This window comes from Enterococcus sp. MSG3299 (assembly GCF_050555765.1).
Classification (GTDB): domain Bacteria; phylum Bacillota; class Bacilli; order Lactobacillales; family Enterococcaceae; genus Enterococcus; species Enterococcus faecalis.
This window is the reverse complement of the sequence record NZ_CP187869.1, coordinates 81,890-101,924: the sequence shown is the minus strand read 5'-3', so window position 1 is coordinate 101,924 and position 20,035 is coordinate 81,890. Positions and strand designations below refer to the sequence as shown.

The 20,035-nt window shown below is 36.3% G+C and carries 19 protein-coding genes, 1 tRNA gene and 1 pseudogene; all 21 read right to left on the bottom strand.

The annotated features are described in order from the left end of the window. Window positions 1-81 precede the first annotated feature (81 nt). Window positions 82-4,008: pseudogene (locus IGL23_RS00555) on the bottom strand (5'-nucleotidase C-terminal domain-containing protein); the annotation flags it as partial. Between the two features lie 56 nt (window positions 4,009-4,064). Then, a tRNA-Ile gene (locus IGL23_RS00550) sits at window positions 4,065-4,138 on the bottom strand. Window positions 4,139-4,180: 42 nt separating this feature from the next. Next, window positions 4,181-4,570: an MAG6450 family protein gene (locus tag IGL23_RS00545; RefSeq protein ID WP_002410143.1), complete on the bottom strand. Its 390-nt coding sequence runs from the start codon at window positions 4,568-4,570 to the stop codon at window positions 4,181-4,183. A gap of 3 nt (window positions 4,571-4,573) precedes the next feature. After that, window positions 4,574-5,029 (bottom strand): Panacea domain-containing protein, encoded by a 456-nt coding sequence (locus tag IGL23_RS00540; RefSeq protein ID WP_202255171.1) that lies wholly within the window; start codon window positions 5,027-5,029, stop codon window positions 4,574-4,576. 271 nt (window positions 5,030-5,300) lie between these two features. After that, a complete protein-coding gene (locus tag IGL23_RS00535) occupies window positions 5,301-6,134 on the bottom strand; it encodes a peptidoglycan recognition protein family protein (RefSeq protein WP_202255172.1) in 834 nt (277 codons plus the stop codon). Continuing rightward, window positions 6,118-6,522 carry a phage holin family protein gene (locus IGL23_RS00530; protein WP_002406655.1) on the bottom strand — a complete coding sequence of 135 codons (405 nt, stop codon included), beginning with the start codon at window positions 6,520-6,522 and terminating at the stop codon, window positions 6,118-6,120. Before IGL23_RS00530 ends, IGL23_RS00535 begins: the two co-directional genes overlap by 17 nt. A 69-nt stretch (window positions 6,523-6,591) precedes the next feature. Further along, window positions 6,592-8,349, bottom strand: a complete 1,758-nt coding sequence (locus IGL23_RS00525) for a BppU family phage baseplate upper protein (protein WP_311779159.1) — start codon at window positions 8,347-8,349, stop codon at window positions 6,592-6,594. Continuing rightward, the gene (locus tag IGL23_RS00520) at window positions 8,349-10,616 is read right to left on the bottom strand and encodes a phage tail spike protein (protein ID WP_048942551.1); all 2,268 of its coding nucleotides are present in this window, start codon (window positions 10,614-10,616) and stop codon (window positions 8,349-8,351) included. Before IGL23_RS00520 ends, IGL23_RS00525 begins: the two co-directional genes overlap by 1 nt. Continuing rightward, window positions 10,613-11,374, bottom strand: a complete 762-nt coding sequence (locus tag IGL23_RS00515; RefSeq protein WP_002411214.1) for a distal tail protein Dit — start codon at window positions 11,372-11,374, stop codon at window positions 10,613-10,615. The genes IGL23_RS00520 and IGL23_RS00515 overlap by 4 nt, the downstream gene beginning before the upstream one ends. Further along, window positions 11,374-14,694, bottom strand: a complete 3,321-nt coding sequence (locus IGL23_RS00510; protein ID WP_010826289.1) for a hypothetical protein — start codon at window positions 14,692-14,694, stop codon at window positions 11,374-11,376. Before IGL23_RS00510 ends, IGL23_RS00515 begins: the two co-directional genes overlap by 1 nt. Then, on the bottom strand, window positions 14,687-15,268 hold the full coding sequence (locus IGL23_RS00505) for a Gp15 family bacteriophage protein (RefSeq protein WP_002411216.1): 582 nt from the start codon (window positions 15,266-15,268) through the stop codon (window positions 14,687-14,689). Before IGL23_RS00505 ends, IGL23_RS00510 begins: the two co-directional genes overlap by 8 nt. Continuing rightward, on the bottom strand, window positions 15,265-15,684 hold the full coding sequence (locus IGL23_RS00500; RefSeq protein WP_002411217.1) for a DUF6673 family protein: 420 nt from the start codon (window positions 15,682-15,684) through the stop codon (window positions 15,265-15,267). The genes IGL23_RS00505 and IGL23_RS00500 overlap by 4 nt, the downstream gene beginning before the upstream one ends. A gap of 52 nt (window positions 15,685-15,736) precedes the next feature. Continuing rightward, entirely contained in the window at window positions 15,737-16,189 is a 453-nt protein-coding gene (locus IGL23_RS00495) for a hypothetical protein (RefSeq protein WP_010784203.1), read from the bottom strand. A 70-nt stretch (window positions 16,190-16,259) separates the two neighbouring features. Then, entirely contained in the window at window positions 16,260-16,739 is a 480-nt protein-coding gene (locus IGL23_RS00490) for a phage tail tube protein (RefSeq protein ID WP_010784202.1), read from the bottom strand. Next, complete coding sequence (locus IGL23_RS00485; protein WP_002411220.1) at window positions 16,739-17,137, bottom strand: minor capsid protein; 399 nt, start codon at window positions 17,135-17,137, stop codon at window positions 16,739-16,741. Before IGL23_RS00485 ends, IGL23_RS00490 begins: the two co-directional genes overlap by 1 nt. Beyond that, window positions 17,137-17,463: a minor capsid protein gene (locus tag IGL23_RS00480; RefSeq protein ID WP_002411221.1), complete on the bottom strand. Its 327-nt coding sequence runs from the start codon at window positions 17,461-17,463 to the stop codon at window positions 17,137-17,139. Before IGL23_RS00480 ends, IGL23_RS00485 begins: the two co-directional genes overlap by 1 nt. Then, entirely contained in the window at window positions 17,463-17,804 is a 342-nt protein-coding gene (locus tag IGL23_RS00475) for a putative minor capsid protein (RefSeq protein WP_002411222.1), read from the bottom strand. The genes IGL23_RS00480 and IGL23_RS00475 overlap by 1 nt, the downstream gene beginning before the upstream one ends. Continuing rightward, window positions 17,798-18,202, bottom strand: coding sequence for a hypothetical protein (locus IGL23_RS00470; protein WP_010826286.1), 405 nt, complete (start codon window positions 18,200-18,202; stop codon window positions 17,798-17,800). The genes IGL23_RS00475 and IGL23_RS00470 overlap by 7 nt, the downstream gene beginning before the upstream one ends. A gap of 97 nt (window positions 18,203-18,299) precedes the next feature. Continuing rightward, window positions 18,300-19,166: a hypothetical protein gene (locus tag IGL23_RS00465; protein WP_002357374.1), complete on the bottom strand. Its 867-nt coding sequence runs from the start codon at window positions 19,164-19,166 to the stop codon at window positions 18,300-18,302. A 16-nt stretch (window positions 19,167-19,182) separates the two neighbouring features. Next, the gene (locus tag IGL23_RS00460) at window positions 19,183-19,737 is read right to left on the bottom strand and encodes a phage scaffolding protein (protein WP_010826285.1); all 555 of its coding nucleotides are present in this window, start codon (window positions 19,735-19,737) and stop codon (window positions 19,183-19,185) included. Window positions 19,738-19,832: 95 nt separating this feature from the next. Continuing rightward, on the bottom strand, window positions 19,833-20,021 hold the full coding sequence (locus tag IGL23_RS00455) for a hypothetical protein (RefSeq protein ID WP_430619664.1): 189 nt from the start codon (window positions 20,019-20,021) through the stop codon (window positions 19,833-19,835). Between the last annotated feature and the right edge of the window lie 14 nt (window positions 20,022-20,035).

Genomic DNA, 20,035 nt, shown 5'->3' with positions numbered 1-20,035 from the left:
TATAATACTAAAATTAAAAACAAATGGCAAGCATTAAAATAAAAAAAGAACCAATCCCGAAGGACGGTTCTTAAAAAATGACTAACTAGCTTCGTTACGTCGTTTATAAATATACCAGCCAGAAGAAGAAAGTCCAACGAACAGTAAACCATATAATGCAAGCGTTTCTGTTTCTGTACCTGTTTTAGGTAAAAAGCCGCCATACTTTTTCTTCTCTGTTACGGATGGATTGCTCTGTCTTGCTTCCGCTTGGTTTTGTTTATTGGTTGCTACTGGTGTTTCTGGTGTTGGTTTTGGATCTGGTTTTGGATCTGGTTTTGAATCTGGTTTTGGATCTGGTTTTGGATCTGGTTTCGGATCTGGTTTCGGATCTGGTGTTGGCGTCTCTCCTCCACCGATTAACTCTTTGTATGCTTCTTCCGAAATAGAAACAATTCGTTCGCCTGGGAATGGTTCTTTATATGGTGCTAAATCAATCGTCGTTGCTGCACGATACAACCGCAAGCTGGTTGCACTTTTCAAGTATTCAATTAAGACAGCATCTAGTGAGATTCCTTCTTCTCGTTCACCACCTAGCATATCGTAACCATCACCACCAGCAGCTAAGAAATCATTGGTGGCCATCCGGTATTGTTTCTTCTCATCTAACGGTTCAAACTTTTGTGTTTGTCGATTTTTAATTTCTATTCCTAATACGCGACTGCCGACAATCGTTTGTCCTGTTTCATTGCCTTCGTCACTAGCCAAGCGAGTACCTGGTTTTGTGGAATCATAGTGGATACGAATAGAGCTTGAAACATGTAGGAAACCACCATTTGCGCCAAGTTTTGGTTGGCCAGCATCATCTAGTAAAATTGTGCCATTCTCATCTTTTTGTGGAATCGAACGAACAGACATTTCAAACATTTCTTTAACTTGAGCGCCGGTTACTTGAATTTGCGCAATGCTATTGCCAAAAGGTAACACAGCAATGACATCCCCAACTTTAATCGGTCCTTGCTTAATATCAGCGCGAATGCCGCCACCATTAGTTACTGCAAAATCAGCAGGTTGACTAAATGCGTCTTGGCCATATGACATAATCGCATCACCAATCAAATTCCCTAAGTTGGTCTCTCGTGTGCGCACATTTTCTCGTTGTCCATCCAATGTGAATGGAATATAATCGACAATTACTTTTTCATTTTCAGCGTTAAAATTCGTACGTGCTTCATCAACGATGGCTTTAACTGCCGGGTTTTCTGGCAATTCTAGCAACTCTGCTGCTGAAATCAATTTTGCTGTTTTCTTAGTTGGTTCACTCTCTGGTGCTGTGACGATCCCAACATTATTTAAATAATTACCTGTTTGAGCATAGATCACTTTGCCATAACGTTTGCCACTTTCGACGGCTGTATGCGAATGTCCATCAATCACAGTGATATCTAACTCAGGATATGTTTGACTAAGGGTTTCTGCTAGCGTATCACCACGCCAGATATGCGGCGTCGTTTCATCTACGCCTAAATGCCCAGTAACCACGAAAGCTTGAATATCCGCGTACTTCTCTTTAATTTCCTTAATCACTGCTTCTACTTCTGGAATCGGGTCTTTAAATGTCACCTTCTCCACGTTTTTCGGGTGTGTTTTCGTTGCTGTTTCTGGGGTCGTCACACCTACAATGGCAAACTTTTTCCCGGCTTTTTCTACGATTGTATACGGATCAAAAACCCGTCCACTGCCATCTTTGTAATACGTATTACTAGATAGAATCGGAAAATTCAGTTGATCTTTATAACCTAGTGCAATCTCTAAACCAAAATCAAACTCGTGATTTCCCACCGCCATGGCATCATAACCAACTTCATTCATTGCTTTGGCCATATCCGCGCCTTTGGAGAAATTGGAGATTGGTAATCCTTGGAAAACATCCCCTGCATCCACCATCAAGGTTGGGTTTTCTTGGTCTTTAAAGGTTTTTAGACGCGCCATACCTAATTCGCCTTTCCCTGCTTCTAATCGTCCATGAACGTCATTTGTGTGCATAATGGTATATGCATTATCTAAATCAAAGCCCGCATTACGGACGTCTTGTTTCGTAATAGCGGCGGCGTTTGGTGTACGTCCATCAGGAGAAGTCGGAATTTGAAGAGTGCCGTCATTCACTAATTCGATTGCTTTGGCACGCCATTTTTCATCAAAATTTGTCCCAATAATTGACCAATTTTGTTCGATTTCTTGTTCTGGATCAAGCGTTCCTTTTTTCTTAATATAATCAACAATCATTCCTCGTAAGGTTTCTGGATCAGAATTTTTAATAGGTTCCCCTACTTGAATCCCTTGGCTAGCTAAACCGCCGTAACGATAATTATTCATAGCAATCGTATATTCTTTGGCAGGATCCAGCGGTTGGCCGTCAATTTTCGCATCTACAATTCGTTCACCCACTGGTTTTGAAATGTCAATCTTGTAGTCCACTCCAGAAATCATGTCATAGTTATATACACGAATGTTTGGATTAAAACTAATGGTCAAATCATCTGGCTGTGTTTGGTTATAGTACGCCCCTTGTTTTTCTAAATACTTCAGTAAGTTTTCACCGTTAATGGAGACACTCACTAAGGTATTCGGGTATTTGTAGATATCAAAAATCGTGGCATAGGAAATCTTCCCCGCAGGTAATTTACTGTCGTATTTAAACAGCGCTGCCGCACTTAATTGTGCGCCTGTTACTTCTTTTTGAACGTTATTAATTAAAGAAATCATCGCTGTTGGTTGTAATTGTGCTTCGGGAATTCCTTTAATTTCTTGTTTTGGTAAAAAATCAGCTGTTGCTGTGCCGATCTCCTCCTGAATAAACGCTCGCGTTTTTTCATGGTATTCTTTTGTCGCTGCCTTAACTGCTTCATCTGCTGGAACATTCGTTGTTGGTACAATCGTTGCTGTACCTTCTTGCACTTCCCACTTATCGGCATTTTTAGCAACTGAAAGATCAATTTTGACAACCTCTGTCCCCGTATCTTTCGGTCCCCCTACCGGTACAGTTTTTCCATTCGGCGCTGCTCCTTGCTTGGTAAAAGAAAGGTGGTCATGACCCAGAATATACGCATCAATCCCCGCGACATTTTCAATTACTTGGTCGGCACTGGCAGCCGGATCACTATTTTGTTGTCCCGCATGAATCGAAGCAACAATAATGTCAGCCTGATCGTTAGTTTTCAACTCAGCAACTGCTTTTTCTGCTTCTTCTTTCAAAGGTAAAAAATTAAGCGAAGTAACACGAGGGCCATCCCACAAAGGAATGTGCGGAATTGTTAAGCCGATAATCCCAACTTTTAAATCTGGCTGCCCATCTTGATTAAAATCAAGTTCCTTCGTGGTAGTCCCTTCAACAAAACGACGACCATCTTCCTTATTGTAGGTATTCGCAGACAAGATTGGAAAAGTGGCTTCTTGTTGAATTTTTTGGATTAACGGTAAACCAAAATTAAACTCATGATTTCCCAAAACCATTGCATCATACTTCATCACATTCATGGCGGTAATCATTGGATGGGTCTTTTCATTCACTAAAGGCGCTTTATTATACAAGTCATCTGTTAAAATAGTGCCTTGAATATTGTCGCCATTATCAATTAAAACGGTGCCTGCTGGGTTTTGCGCCCGGACTTGGTTGACGACTGTACTTACTTGGGACAAACCAACTGGTAATTCTTTATCATCTTCATAAGACCAATTCCATAATTGACCATGAACATCTGACGTACCTAAAATTGTTATTTTTTGTGGTGTGCTCGTTTCTTCTTTTTCAGCGGTTGACGTTTCTAAATTCGTCGTTTCTGCTGGTGCCGTGGTTTCTTGTGACTGCTTGACACTGTCACTCGTAGCCTGATTTGGTGCTTCTTGTTTGATGTCTGTTGTTTCCTGTGTGATGATTGGTTCTTGTTTTCTACTTGAATCGGTGGTACTTGTTACTGCTTCTGAACTTTGTTGACTCGTTGTTTCTACTGCATATGCCGTACTGGATATTTCCATTTAGCGCAAACAAAAAAACCTCGTTCCCTAGAAGAGAGCGAGGTTTTTTATGGACCATACAGGACTCGAACCTGTGACCGAACGGTTATGAGCCGTTTGCTCTAACCAACTGAGCTAATGGTCCTGAAAAAATACCTCTTAAATAATAAGAGGTATTAATAAATTACTATTTGCATTTATGAGACTTATGTTTTGGATCAATCCTGTATATCACTAAATACCCGTCTTCATTATAATAACCAAATACCCTAAATGGATTTTGGTCTTTGCCATAATGATAAACTTCTCTTTTGATCCCATTAATTTCAACTTCTTCATAATTACTTCCTCGGCCTTTTGTCCGCAAAAATAATTTATCGACCTCTGTAATTGATAAATTTTTTCCTGCTGTTTCAGCTATAAATTTATCTAATTCTTTCAAAGAACCTTTATCCATTTTTTTGAAGCAGTATTTATTGTCCAAACACTCTTGAATACAAAATCGAAATTTCATTGATTTTCTATCTAAAAAAGAACCATTTTCTACAACTACATCTCTTGTTAATTTCTTCGCCAACTATTAGTCACCTACATACACACTTTTATAATAATTAGCCATGTCTTCTGTAGATATTTTTTCCCTACAACTATCTCCTTCTGAAACTCCAGCTCTTAATCTTGCTTGTTTCCAAGGTAATTCTGTATGAGTCAATGCTTCAAGCTCATTTGCTGACTTATCACCATAAGTAATCCAAACTGATTCTAGAACATCCACAGTTTGATTATCTATTGCAGCAGGTGAAGTACATTTAGGAATAGAATTCCATTTATATTCTCTATATTTATTATACAATTCTGGAGAAACAGGTCCATGCGCCCAAGCCTGAAATTCAGAATCATCTATTATGCTGTCATCTAAAAGTGCATTGTTCCACGCTTGTGCATAGTAACAAAGTTTTTGTAACTTTTTAGGAGTCATTGACTCTTTATTCAAAAACCAATCAGCTATTTCAAAAATACTATATTTTTTATTCATACTAGCCCCTCCTTAACACTTATAATATAACATTTAGCTACATTATATGCAATAAAAATATAGCATACACCCCTTTGGAAAACGGCATTAAAACAAGTTTAAGAAGTTTTTTTCACTTACAAACACGCAAATATGCCTAATCATAAGCTGGTTATCATATTTGTTAAGTTTAATTAAATAACAAAAAAAGAGCCACCTTAGAAAGGCGACTCAAGAGAAATTTAATAAGTGTATTATTATTTTACACTACCTATAAATATTTTACTATACTTTATTTCACGACTGGAAACATAGCTTCTAAGCGATTATACCAAGGAGCGTTTTTGTTCCATTTATCTTGTCCGTAGAAAGGAATATCTTTGCCGTTGTTTCTCTTGTATAAGTCCTCAATGACTTTCATTTCATCTGGATGAGAGACACGTCTTGTGTTAACTCCGTTACAAAACATTACTGTCCAAGCATCTCCATTCCATTCTAGTTTACCTGTTTTTGAATTAATTGGTCTTTCGTATAAACATTGCATAGTCGTTTCTCCACCTTTTATATTATTTTGATTGTTATTATTTGAATTGCCATTGCCTTCGTTTAGATTGCCCATATATTTTTTTATTTGGCTAATAAAATAGTCTTTTACGGCATTTGTTTCTTTTCCATGCAATTCCCACGAACGGTGAGGACATGCCGTAGGAACAAATTCTTTGTGTAATCTTACAGTATCTCTATTAGGTTGCATGCCCCAAAACTTCATATCTTCAGCAATTTGTTTAAATGTCATTTGTTCATTCGCTAAGAAATCGGCATCGCTAGCACCCATTGATTGACATACTTCATAGCCAACATAGTTCAAATTCCCCTCTGGATTCGCTGTGTGCCATGCTGCATTGAATGTATCTTCTACACGTGCAATTGTATTTCGATCAATATAATAATGAGCAAAGCCATTCGCCAGTTGTGTAGGAGACATTACAGCCAAGGCATTGACATATTGTGCAGCTGTAGCATAAATACTTCCGGCATCATTATGAATGACAACACCTTTTGGCGTCGCATTGGGACGTCTCCCGGCAATCCCACCGCAAACAGATTGATTAATCACTTGCACCATCTTTAGGTTCACCACCTTTATCATTTTCATCTTTTAATTTACTTAAATGCTCCTTAACCCATGAAGGAAAGGGAACGCCTAACTGCCCTAAGTTTTCAATAATGGAAATGCCATACACTGCTATATAAAATAAGACAAATCCAGTAGCGATTGATTCTAGACCCATGATTTTCAAGTATGGATAAGCAACGCTTATTAAGCAGACCACTAATAAATGTTTTACTAATCCTAGCAATCCTTTTGTGCTATTTCCTTCCTTAATGAAAATACCTTTACATAATCCTGTTAAGATATCCCCTAACACAATCCAGACAAAAACCTGAATAAAACCGTTAGAAATCATATTCTTGAATTCTAGTATCAACGCTTGATTATCAATAATCACCATATTTTCCACCTTCCAATAATAAAAACCGCTTAGCTTTTTGCTAAACGGCTTCATTTTAAAATTCAATCTCTATACTAATTCTGTAATATGCATAGAAGAAAGTTGCGTATAATCAAGTTGCTTATCTGCTGCTAATTCTAAACGAAACGCAAGATACTCACCTTTTTTTAGTGTAACATTTAAATCAAAGGCTGCGACATTTTGATAATTCAAACCGCCAACAGCCCCGACTGCTGATCCAACACCTAAGTCTCCTACACCTTCATCAAGACCTTTGTCTATATGAGTATAAGCATATAGAACCCCTTTTGAGCTCCCAACTTGATATTTAACGGTTCCTTGTATATTTAATTTACAATCTCTCAAAACAGTAGCTTGCCACCTACCGCTATTCCATTGCAATGGATCGCTTTTCATCGGTAATCCAAGTCGCTGTCCTACGTTGCTAAATTCTGGTCCTAAGTTGTATCTTGACTTATTTTTGAATCCAGGATGATTAGTTCCTGATGAATACCAAGCTTCGAAAGGTTGCTCTTTTTCAAAAGCTACTTTTTTCCAATCCGTCCAAGATGAGGGCACACCACCAAATTGACGAATAACAATTGTTCTTTCCGTTTGAAATAATTGTCTGACTCCACCTGGATCTTTATTAACAATCAAGCTTCCAGAGTTTGGTAATGGCTTATTTTCAACTCCTGTAGCTGAAATCGAATAAATACCAGGCTCTACTGCATCATTTAAATCTGATATTTTAGAATTTTTTATAACAAACAAACCATTTTCTATATCAGTTGAGTTTACAACACTATCTGTAGTAGCCAAAATTTTGAACGGACTATTTTGAGAAGAGTTAGGAGAAGTCGTTCTAAATGCGATTAAAGGTGTTGTCAACGAATTCATTCTAATTTCTTGATACATAGCTCCCGCAGTGCCTGCGATGGCATGTTGATAAACATATAGAGCAGAATATTTAAATTCAGTTGGCAGATCTGCTTTGTCAGTCATTGTTCCCGCAACTGTAGCATTTAGATAATAAAAACCAGCATAACCTGATAATTCTTTAAATGAAGTTACTCCCTTTGGTAAAGGTAGACCTGAACCATCATCATTAGTTAGCTTTTTATTTTGAATTTCAAGGTTTTCCGTCTTACTTAAAAATCTATTATCAGCTTCCTGTTTCGTATAGAAGTTTCCCTCTTTAAACTTTTCGAGCGCTGCATCAACTTCATCTGTTACTGTCTTCCCAATGGCTGAAATGCGACCTTCTGCATCTACCAATATATCTGTTATTTGTTTTTTTAGCGTATTTAAATCTACCTTGATCGCTTCAATACGTTTTTCAACATCATCATAGTCAGTATTCATTTTATTTAGTGCAGCTTGATATGCTTCATTCAAAGCTTTTACAAGTTTATTGTATTCAGTAATAATTGTTTCAGCTTCTCCGGCATCAATGTCAGCATTTCCTTTAACAATGATTTTAAAGTCTCCCGTAGTATCTCTTTTCCCATCTTTTTGAAACGAAAAATATGCCCTTTTGTACGTCCCTTCTACGCTAAACGCTGCACTAGGAAACGTGTATTCAAATGTTCCTTTTTGCAATCCAGCGTTATTGGAAGAAACGTTTTCAGAATCAAAAACTTTCACTTTTCCGCCTGCAGGTTCTCCCTCAAAGGTGATGATTCCACCCGATAAATCTGCTATCTCATCTCGTCGAGAAATTTTCACAGTAATTGTTTGCATTTTTTCATCGCCAACACGACCATAAATAATTGGTGGCATTATTGGATCCTTAGAGAAATCAAGATTTAATATTTTATTTGCCATCAAATCCCTCCTCTATGATATTTTCTTCTATTCTTGTTAGGTTTGTTTATTTTTTCTTCTAATTGTTCAATTTTTTCAATAAGTTGTTTATTAGTTAAACTGTTAAGCATCACTTGTTTATTCATATCTAAACTTAAATAGTGGTCTTCATTATGTTTAACACTTAAAAATGGTGAATATTGAGCAATTAGCCCAAGTTCTCTTTTATTAGAAGGCTGTTCTATTGGATTATTACTTTTATAGTTTTGCTTTCTATCAAATTCCACAAAGTTTAACTTTTTGGTTTCTTTGATACCATCAATCTTCGTATCTGTTATATTCTCCTTTAGCCGAACATCTGATTGATTTAGAATTGAAAAACCATTCATGTTTAAATTAGAGTAAAATCCTAAGTTAACATTGTTATTCACTGTAAATTTTGTACTAACACTAGTATTTACCAATGTTGAATTTTTTATTTCTCCAGACCCTCCAACATAACTTCCACCCATGTTTAAATTTGATATTTGAACCCCTGCGTCAAAAACTGTAAAGTGTCTCGCAACATCGTTCCCTGAGACTTTTTTTGCTCCGACACTTGCTAACACTCCTGGTTCAGAATAAATATGGATTTCTTCTTTGCCTAAAGAAGTAGAAAATGCTCTACCCAGACCTCCTAACTTATTTAAAGTTCCTTCTTTGTTAAATCGCACACCATCAGAATTTAGTTGCATCAATTCAATTTCTCTAGAATCATATATTGAAAATTTGTTAGCATCCATCGTTGATTTTAAAACATTATTATAGTAGTTCTTGATAGCTCCCTTTGACATTATAATTTTGTTATAGCCACTTTCACTTGTAATGTCACTACCTGTAATTGTCACACCTATAATGTTAATAGCTCTCAATGTTCCTGTAGCCATCCTGTCTGCAACAATTAGCCCATTATTTGTCATTGCTAACTCATAGTTACCGTTATATCCAGTTGAGCTAAATCCCAGCCCTCCAACATTCCACCGCCAGACTTTTCTAGCAGTATTTATACTTGTCGTATCCATAATTAATAGTTCTTGAGGATCTGCAAGCGACGGATATATGAGCACATGACCTTTTCCTGGATTTTTGATAATATCAGATGCTTCTTTTTGCGCTTGTTCAAGCCAATCTATTTTGTCTGACAAATCATTAATATTTTCTTTTGAGTCTTCAATTACCTTAGCAAAATCAGTTCTCGCTTCACCTAATTCGATTGACTCATATCGGTCTAAAGAAATATTCCACACAGTTTTTACAATTTGTGCCGTTGTATTAATGTTTAATTGATTAAACGCAACCGTTACCCAATCACATAAATCTACAACCTCAAGGCTTTTAAGTTGTTCATCTGAGACGGAACTCGCTAAGTCTACATAACTAGCTTTTATACTTACACGAGGAATCCCCACATTATTAGACTTAATAAACGATTTAACCATGCCGCGTAAAGCTTCAACATCTTTTGGCTCTTTATCACTAAAATCAACCATTTGTATTCTACGTTCCGTATAATTACTGACATAGTCACTATCAATATATATTTCTGGTAGAGTGATTACTTTTTCATCATCGCCATTACCGATTTTAGCCCAGCCATATATTGAAGTATACGTATTTTCAATGGATTCCTCTTGATTAATATCTGTTAAATTTTTACCGTAGGCAATGACTACATTCGTATCGGTACCGGCTTTTGCTAACAAGCGAACTTGATTATTATTAAAAAGATATTCCCCACCGAAATTATCTAAAATTGAACCAGCGACACCGCCTAAAACTTCTTGCGCATTTTTATATTTTGCGGGGTCTGTAAAATCAATTGAAGATGTAGTCCCCACATCACTGTAAAAAGTAAAATCACTTTTAGGCTCCATCTGACTTCTTAATTGATTCAATGCTGTTTGTGCCGAAATATTAGAATATTTGGAACCGATTTTTACCATTGTGCGCAACAATTTATAGCGATAATGCTCACAGTAAACAGTGACAATCCCTTTGATTGGTTTTGTAATTTGTGCAATTTCAAACCGTTGACTTTTAGCGACCAATGTCGGTCCAGCATCAGCGACTATCCATCTTCCTACTTTCAGCTCATGAAACAAATTCCCTACCACTGGATACTGGAATGTCATATCATAAATACCATTACGTTCCCTTGTAGAAAGAGGATTTATTGCATCTTGTAAAGGACCTATGCCTAGGGAGTTCCAATTGTTATTTTTCTTATCATGTAAAATAATCGTGCTCATACGGCTAAAGTCCTCCATTTTGGCTTAATTTTAAAATCAGTGATATAGGTATAATTGATAATGCTTTCGCCTGGGGACAGAGTGATTGGGTTATAACCATCTGTATTTAAAAAGCAATATTTTGTGATATTAAGGCCACCATCTTTATAAGCAATGCCTTCTTCGCAATCTAGCGTAATTTTTCCTGTTCCAGCTTCTTTTGCAATCCTGAATTGTTGGCCATTAATATAAATATTACTATCTTGTGTACTACTAGTTTTATTGAAAGTTATAATTGGCAGACTAGAAAAAGCTTCTGGATTCCTAATACCACCTCCACTTTTTATATCTCTTTCATCATCACCATCAAGACGAAAAACGAACGGCTGGCACTTAAAAACAAAATCAACATCTAACCAACTTCTTGTTTTGTCTGCCGCATCTACTTTGCTGTAGCCTAGCGCCTTATAATAGTATTCGCTATATTCACTAAAAATAAGCGGAGCGTAATCTTTTGATAAATAAAGCCACGCAGCTATATCTCTTAACTGCGCGGCAATAGTTGTATCTGCTTGTTTATACAATCGTACTGGAAAGACCTTCTCGATGTCTTTATATTTTCCTTTATCATAAATGACATCAGAGCTCCTTCCATCTACCTCTGTAAACTGCAAAGCGGCTTCCGGAATAGTAAACGTCATTTCGTTTCTTATCCGCATAGCGAATTCATTCGATTGTTTCCCTCTAAATTGAAAATATGGATAGTTCGTTAAATCCATTATAGCCGCCCCCTTGTTTGTCGTTCTGTGAGTGTTGCCAATTGTTGAGAAGTTTCTTCAATTGATTTCTCATTAGAAAGATCTGCATGTTCAATGTTTATATTGATTGTAGGATTGTAGGTTTTCGCAAAGTTGCTATTATTTACAATTTGGCTACCCAAATTAGCAGCGCCCATCATATTTGTGTTTAATGCTAATTCTGGACTAGTAAAGTTAAAATTTGAAAAAGCATTGTCAAATGAGAGTTCCTTAGAAATAGAATCTGCCATATTAGAAGTAAGATGTTTAACATTATCAAATCCTGCTATTATTCCCTTTTCTAAACCAAACATTAGTGCAGAACCATTATCAATTAAAACTTTTTTATCATATGGAATTGGACCTTTTAAACTAGCGATAGTATCTGCGATACCACTAACAAAGCCTTTAACTTTTTCAAATCCCCATTTTATTCCTTTTAGTAATCCACCCATTAAAGATGTACCTGCATCCCATAGTTCATCTCCAACAATTGCAGAACCTAAACTATTTACTAATCTTTTTACTGCCTCTCTAGCCTCTTCTTTATTATTATCAATACCCTCTGCTAAACCATTAATTAATCGTATAGCTGCTTTCCACATTCTATCTGAGAAATTAATAATATTCTCAACTAATTTATCAACTAAATCTGCAGCAGCGTTTACTAATCTGTATAAATTATTTCCAATTCCTTCTATACATTTCACTACTAAATCCATACCTGCATCGACGATTCGTGATAGATTATTAGAAATACCTTGTAGTACGCTAACGATTAACGTCACTCCGGCATCAATGATATCAGGCATTCTAGAAGATAATCCATTTAAGAAATTAATCATCAAATTAACAGCCGCATCGATAATATCTCCCATTCTATTACCGATTGCATTAACAAAATTAACGATAATACTAATTGCTTCATTAGTGACTTTGCCAATATTATTTGCAATTCCACGAAGAAAATTAATCAACAAATTGAAACCAGCTTGCAAAATATCAGGCAAATGTTTATTCAACTCTGAAAGCCACGTGATAATTAATGTAGCCATGTTTTGCACTATTTTAGGTAATTGTTCTGTTATACCTTGAAGCAATGCATTGATTAAACTAGCTCCAGCTCCTAACAACTTTGGTAGTGCTTCAGTAAGTGAACCTAAAAAAGTAGTAATAATCATCGTTGCTGATTCTATGATAGTCGGCATAACTAATAAGATACCATTAGTCAGTGCATTGATTATTTGTACTGCAGATTGAGCAATGATAGGCAACAGCGTGACTATTCCATTAGTAAACGCCATTATCAGTTCCCCAGCAGATACTACAATGCTTGGCAATCCTTGTGCGATACCAGAAATAAAACCAGACACTACTTGTAAAGCTCCAGTAATAATACCTGGTAAAGCATTGGCAATCGCACCTAAAATTCCTTGTAGCGCTGTACCAAAATTTGTACCTAATTGTGGCCCATAAGTCTTGATTCCTTCAGCTAATCCTTTAAAAGAATTCATAATTGTATCAATACCTTTATTTACATCTCCGCCACCCAGAGCTTTTGCTAGTAATTCAAAAACTTTTATAAAAAGACCAACGGGACCCATCATTCCTAGGATAACCATTTTAAGAATTTTTAAACCTACACCAACTATATCAAATGATTTTCCAACTCTCTCAGTTGGGTTTATAAGTTTTTTTAGAGAATCTATCACATTTTTTATTGCTTTACCGATTTTCATGATATTTTGCTCACCTTTGACGGTGAATGCTCCTTCAAGAAAATTACCTAATTCGCTCATATTTTTAATTGAACCAGACATTATTTTTCCGATTGCCTTTATCCCAAGTTTCATATCATTAATTTTTCCAGTAAAATTAATCATTCCTTGCCAAAGACTTTCAGGAAATAGCTTAATAAATTGAGACCTTAATTCCGCGATTTTCTCTCCTGGACCATTGGTTAGCATTTCAACAAAGCCTTTACTTAAAAGCTTTAATCCTTTAAATACTTGATCAATGGGTTTCATGAACGATTTTAAAGTCAACACCATTCCATCAACCTTATTCCTAAAAGTATCTGAAGTTTTATAAAAATAGATGAAAGCTGCGATTAATGCACCAATTCCAGCGATAACTACAGCAAAAGGATTTGCCATCATAGCCACTTTCATTAATGAGAAAGCCGTTTTGACACCATTAATTGCTGTTTTAACACTGTTCATAATTCCGATAGTTGCTTTGAAAGCAATAAAGCCTGCTATAGCACCAACAATAACAGAACCTAGAAATTTAATTATTTGAGCATTTTTACTAATAAGTTCAAACAATTTATCAAAAATAGGAAATTTATCGCCAATTGAGTCTAATAGTTCTGCAAATGCCGCTTTTACATGAGGAATAGAAGCTTTGACAAAAGTAACAATCGCTCTTGGTAATGCTTTTAATATATTTCCAATCATGGGAATAAAGTTACCAAAAAGAAATGTGGCCGTTGTTTCTGCTAACTGATTTAAAGAAGGTTGGATATCTTGTCCAAGAGCCATTTTACCAAGTACATTAGATAAAGAAGCTTTCATAGCTGCGAATGAACCGCTAAGTGTCTCTGCCGCTTCTTTTGCTGTAGTTCCTGTGATATCAAGATTTTCTTGTATTGCGTGAATGGCATTGTATACATCACTTAGGTTACTAATATCATATTTAACGCCTGTAAGTTTTTCGGCATCAGAGAGTAGTCGTTGCATCTCTTCTTTTGTACCACCGTAACCTAATTTCAAGTTATCAAGCATTGTATAGTTTTGCTTTGCAAAACCTTGATAGGCATTTTGAATATCTTGCATATTTGTACCCATTTTGTTGGCGTTGTCAGACATATCAATCATAGCCATATTTGCAACATCTGCTGCTTTTTCTGTATCGCCACCAACAGATTGTAGTAAACTAGCGCTAAAACTTGTTACGTTTTCCATATATGCATTCGCTGATAACCCAGATGTTTTATACGCTTCATCTGCATACTTTTTTACTTTGTCCGCACTACCTTTGAATAATGTTTCAATCCCACCGAGGGATTGTTGTAGATTTGCTCCTTCTGAAATTGCGGTAGAGAATGCAGTTTTAATTGATGAAATAGCTTTGCCTACAACTGCAGAAGCAACTTTTACTAATCCCATTGAGATAGCTAAATTTTTTATAGAAAAACCAGCTTTGTCACTACTGCCTTCCAATTGATCTAGCTGGCTGTTAAGCCCAGCTACACTTTTACCATTAACATCAACATCAATTACAACTTGCCCATCAGCCATCTTCTTCCTCCTCTCCTAAGTCAGTATTAGGTAAGGCATATTTCCTTTTTAACTCTCGCATTCGACGTTTTTCTTTACTTGATTCCCCTTTTTGAGGTTCCCAATTCCTAATCTGAATAATCCTCTGCATAATACAATTATCTGGTAGACTCTCTAAAAGTGCTTGAAACTCTTCCCAACTCATTTTTCCTTGTTCTTCGAAAAGATTAATACCAATTTGACGAAAAGAAGCATAGATATACTTGGCATCATAAACCAAATCTATATCTTTACTATTTATTTTAGTTGGTAATTCATTGCCTAATTCATCAGTTTCAACTTCGGAATGTTGACCTAAAAGCAGGTATTCATCATAAACGTATTTAAACATTTCAAATTTTTGTAGTATATCTAAATCAACTTCCCCAACTAAGATTAGAATCGAAAGTTCAATCTTATCTTCTAATATCAAACTCTCATCTTGTATTATTTCAAAAACATCAAGGACATGATCAAACGCTAAGTTTATTGGAAATTCTTTGCCCAAAAACGAAAAGGATGTAGTCAGCGGATTATTCAACCGCATAATACTCATCCTTTCTTTTTGCTAACTTTTTTTAGATATTCTTGTTTTAATTTTTTTGATTTTTTACCACGCTCATCTAATAATTCAGTCTGTTTCTTAGTGTATTCTTCAATAGATTCACTAATACCTACTGATAAATCGTAAAAGGCGTTTAGCCATGCGATTATGTCTGGGATGTCTTTATACAAAATTGCAAACGTACCTTCACCAAGTACGGAATCATACCCTTTTGTCAACACAGAAATATATAATTCATCACTCATTTCCTCAGAATTTTCATCTAAGTCTTTCAGTTCTTGTACGACTTTATCGTACGTTTCTTCATATTCTTTTATATGCTCTAATGAACAATCAAAGAAAAATTCGTGCCCAGCAATTTTCACTGGAAAACCAGTACGCTCTACTTTAATCTCTAATGCTTTCATTTAATTACCTCCATAAATAAGGACAGCCAAATAGCTGCCCTTATTTTCGTATTTATGCTTGATTATTAAGTGTTAAGGTATGTTGTGCTGTTTTCTTACCATCCTCTGTTTCGCCTTCGGTAACATAAGTACCAACTGGTACCGTTTCTGTCCAAGTAATATTACCTGTTTCAGAGACAGCAAGGCCTTCTGTTACAGGCGTAATAGAATAGTTTACTTTTTTATTTGTAGCATTTTCAGGCAAAACAGTTGCTGTGATTTGTCGGCTACCTGCAGTACCCGCATTTGCTGTGGACGTTTTAGGAGAAAACTCTAAGCCTGTTACAGCAATTGGCGATGTTTTAAATGACGGTACATCTACTTTTTCGCCGCCGTCTGCAAAACCTACTTTGTATGTTCCTGATGGAACGTCGGTGTTTGGCTCAATACCTGTAATTTCTAGAGGGCTTGGACTAGCCGGAACAATGACTTCCTCACCTTTATAAACAATATACTCTCTAGCCATTCTTATTCTCCTTTCTCCATTTCAATGATTACCCCAGTTTTAGTCGGAGTCATTTTACCGATTACTGGGGTTATACTTTTGGGGTGATATTAGGTAAGGTATCAAAGGTAATCGTGCAGCTGAAATCTTCATACTCTGTCGCATCTCCTGCACCAGCGACAATATCTGTTACTGTTGCACGCCCTACATAAGTATCGCCATTCGTCATAATAATTTTATGCCAAATCTTACGATTTTCTCCAATTTTGTATTTTTTACTTGCAATTAATTTTTGTGCGGGATCTTCTGGGTCATAAAATCCTTCAGGACTATAAGCACCAGAAACAGAAGTCACTGTAGTTTCTGGTGTACCATCGCCATCATAGAAACCTGCATCGTCCGTTTCTTCATCGGTATCATCGCCAATTGAACTAATGTACTTGGCAAGACGTTTCCACTCTAACTCGGTAGTTGGTGTTGTTTCTTTCCCAGGTACATACTCAGCAATAAAATGCTGCCGTTTTGCATTTTTGTTCCGTGCAAACATTTGAATATTCATTTTTAATAACATTAATTTTCCTCCTTAAATGTGGTTAATTTTGCTTGAAAATCTAATAAAAAAACGAACCAACCTTGTTCATCAGCTTCATTAATGAACGGTTTGCTCGTTATCATTAAATTATTACACTCAAAAGAGCCATCTTTACTTGATAATTCTTCAATACTTTCTAATACATCTGAAAGAAGCCACAACGTATGCTCTAACTTATTACCGTCTTTTGATTTCATGGCAATTTCATAGTTTAACAACTCGTCTTTGATTCCGTCATAATATTCGGTTTCTACCTTACCGCCCGGTAATGAGTAAATCACTAAACTTTCTAGTGCTGAAAGGTATCCTTTCCGGATATTTAACGGCAAATTTGGAATCTGATTTATCCTTTCGTTTAAACAATCAAGAAAATCCATTATTTAATACCCGCTCCTTTCAAAAAGGCACGTTCCCACGAATTCATATAAGCACCTTTTGCTTTTAAATCCCACCGTGGTCCAGTCCCAGGCGTAGTATATTTTTTTCCATTTAGATAAAATTGGCGTTTCGCATATTTTGTACCATAAATAATCTTTTCACCTTCACTTGATAAATGAGCGCTTTGCCTTAAACTATTATTTTTTCGTGGTACAAATTGATTCATATCTGCCATCGCTTGATTACCCAGCGCATATCTGCCTCGTCTCATTGCCTCAGGGCTTACTTTGGTTCTTACACCGCTTAAATTCACCTTAATCCCCATCAGACTACCTCAATCTCATACGAGTAGACATCATTCGAATAGGCTTCAATTACGGTATCAACTTTAGTGATTACGTGTTCTTTGTCATCGTAAATAACTACTGATTGTTCTTTGAACTCAGGCAAAGGCGTAGTCAATTCGTGATAACAGAAAATCAATCCGTTATACAGCAATTGTTTGCCACTTGATGAAAAAGTATATTGGCTTCCTCTGTCAATTCGGCAATACTCAATAAGGATCGGTTCCTTGTATACTGGCTTGTTCCAATCGCCCTCCCCTAAGTACTCTTTATACTCAAAGGAATCAACTAAGAATTTTTTGGGTGGCTTTGGCATTAGCATGACGAAACACCTCGATATAACAAACCTGTACCTTCCAGATACAAATAAACGTCTTCGGCAGTTAACGACTTACTTTCGTTATTTCCAGAAGGATTGTAGCGACTGGCATTAGAAATACTCGTACGGCCTGCTGAAAAGCTTTGAGGGGCATTGTTGATACTTTCATACGTATCCGCACCAACATCGACAAAATACATTATTTGCGCACACAGAGCGAGTTTAAACTGTTTCACTCTAAATTGCCTAGAATCTTTCGTTATATCATTGAACTGATAAAAGTAATTCGTTACATTATCAATCGCTGCGGTGGCTTTTACTAAATATTTGTCAAAGTTATCTTTATATTCATCTGCGGCGCCTGTAAGCTCTTTAAACTCTTCAAAATCAATATAGGACATCTTAGATTCCTCCTAAAAAAAGAAGGAGACTAAGCTCCTTCTTCCATTTCAATAACAACCCCGCTTGTTGTCGGCGTTAGTTTACCAACTTTCGGGGCTACACTTTTGGGGCAACACCTTTAATAATCGCTTTAGCATTTTTTTCAGGGATATATTTGCCATACTTACCTGCCGCTTGTAACGCTGTGCCTGCGAAATCTTCTGAATCCATAGCACGTGCTACTTGAATACCTACGCCAGCTACACCTACGTTATCAGCTGAAAAAATTGCTACCTCATTTGGTTGAAATTTTTCATCTGGTAACTCTTCTAAAACAAACCCTTTAAATTTGTATAAAGTTTGTTCATCAACATTAGCGGATGAATTTTTAGAAGTTGTTGCAAGTTTTGAATCAATTAATAAGTCGTAAACGTCTGAATTAACATAGGCAACCCATGCAACGTTTTGAGAAACATTGTTATTAACAAATTTCTTATGAGCATTAGAAAATAGTTTTGTAATACCAGCTTCATCTAATGTAGTGGTTAGTTCTTCACTTGCATTGTCAGATAATGCTTTGCCTAACAAGTTATCCACATGTTGCGCCCAGGCAACAGCATGCAAAGCTAAGCGCTCTGCTACAACTTGATCAGGAATATCATTTACAGTAAACTGATCGACACCTTCATGAATTGAAAGTGGCGCTTCATATTTAACTTGTTTATTGACTGATTTAACTTCTTTACGTTTACCAAAACGGCTTGAGCTGCCTGTCCCTGTTCCAAATCCTACATTTTCATCTGTCGAATATGCTTGAATAACAACGTCCGTATCTGTAACTTTCAAATCTAGAAATGTATCGTTTTGAGAGACTCCGTCTTTTGTCTGTAAAGTACCTCCGAAAGCACGTAAAAATACTGCTTTTTTAGCAAACAGTTCTGGCAAAATACCTGCATATTGTTTAGTGTAATATTTGATTGACATAATTTATTTCTCCTTCTTAAATATATTTTTCAACTGCTGCTGCAAACACGTCTGTGTTTCCTTTATCATTTTTAGGATTTCCAGGGTTAACGATTTGCGGCGTTGAAGCTGGGTCTTTATCGGTTTGAAACAAAAAGGCTTTATTTTCTTGTAGTCCCTTTAATTGTTCTTCAAAACCTTGTAAATTACCGTCGACAACTTTAATAGTGTCTTTATCTAGTTGACCAAGTAAGATTTCTTCATCAAGCGCATTCGCTTCTTTTAATGCTAATTTAATTGCGAAATCTTTTTGTTGTTCAGCTAACTGTTTTTCAGAATTATTTTTCGCCTCATCAAACTTTGTTTGTAAATCAGCTAATTTTTGCGTTAAATCATCGTTTCCTTGTGCTGATTCTTTTAAGGCCGTCAATTCTTCTTGGTTAGCTTCTAGTTCTTGCTTAGCGCTGTCACGTTCACTCTCTGCAGTAGCAACTTGCGCATTTAGTTGCGTGACCGTCTTACCATGTAAAGCCATGATAGCCTTCGCTGTTTCTTCCTCAATGCCTAATGCGATTAAATCCTCTTTTTTCATAAATCTGTTCCTCCTAAGTGTTTTTTGAGTGGCAACTCCCACTGTGAGCCGTCTTTTTGAGACTTCCGAGCAGGTCTAGGTATAAAATAAAAAGCCTAACGATAGTTAGACCTGTTTTCTTCTCTTTTTAAATATTCTTCGTAATCGGCATCTAATCGATCGTAAGGATCTTCCTTTGTCTCCATATTCACGCGAAACACATATCTAATAAAAGCGATAGTGATTGCTAGTGATAAACCAATGACTGGCAATCCAATCACAATGGCGATAAATTTTATTAGCATAGAAACACCTCTTT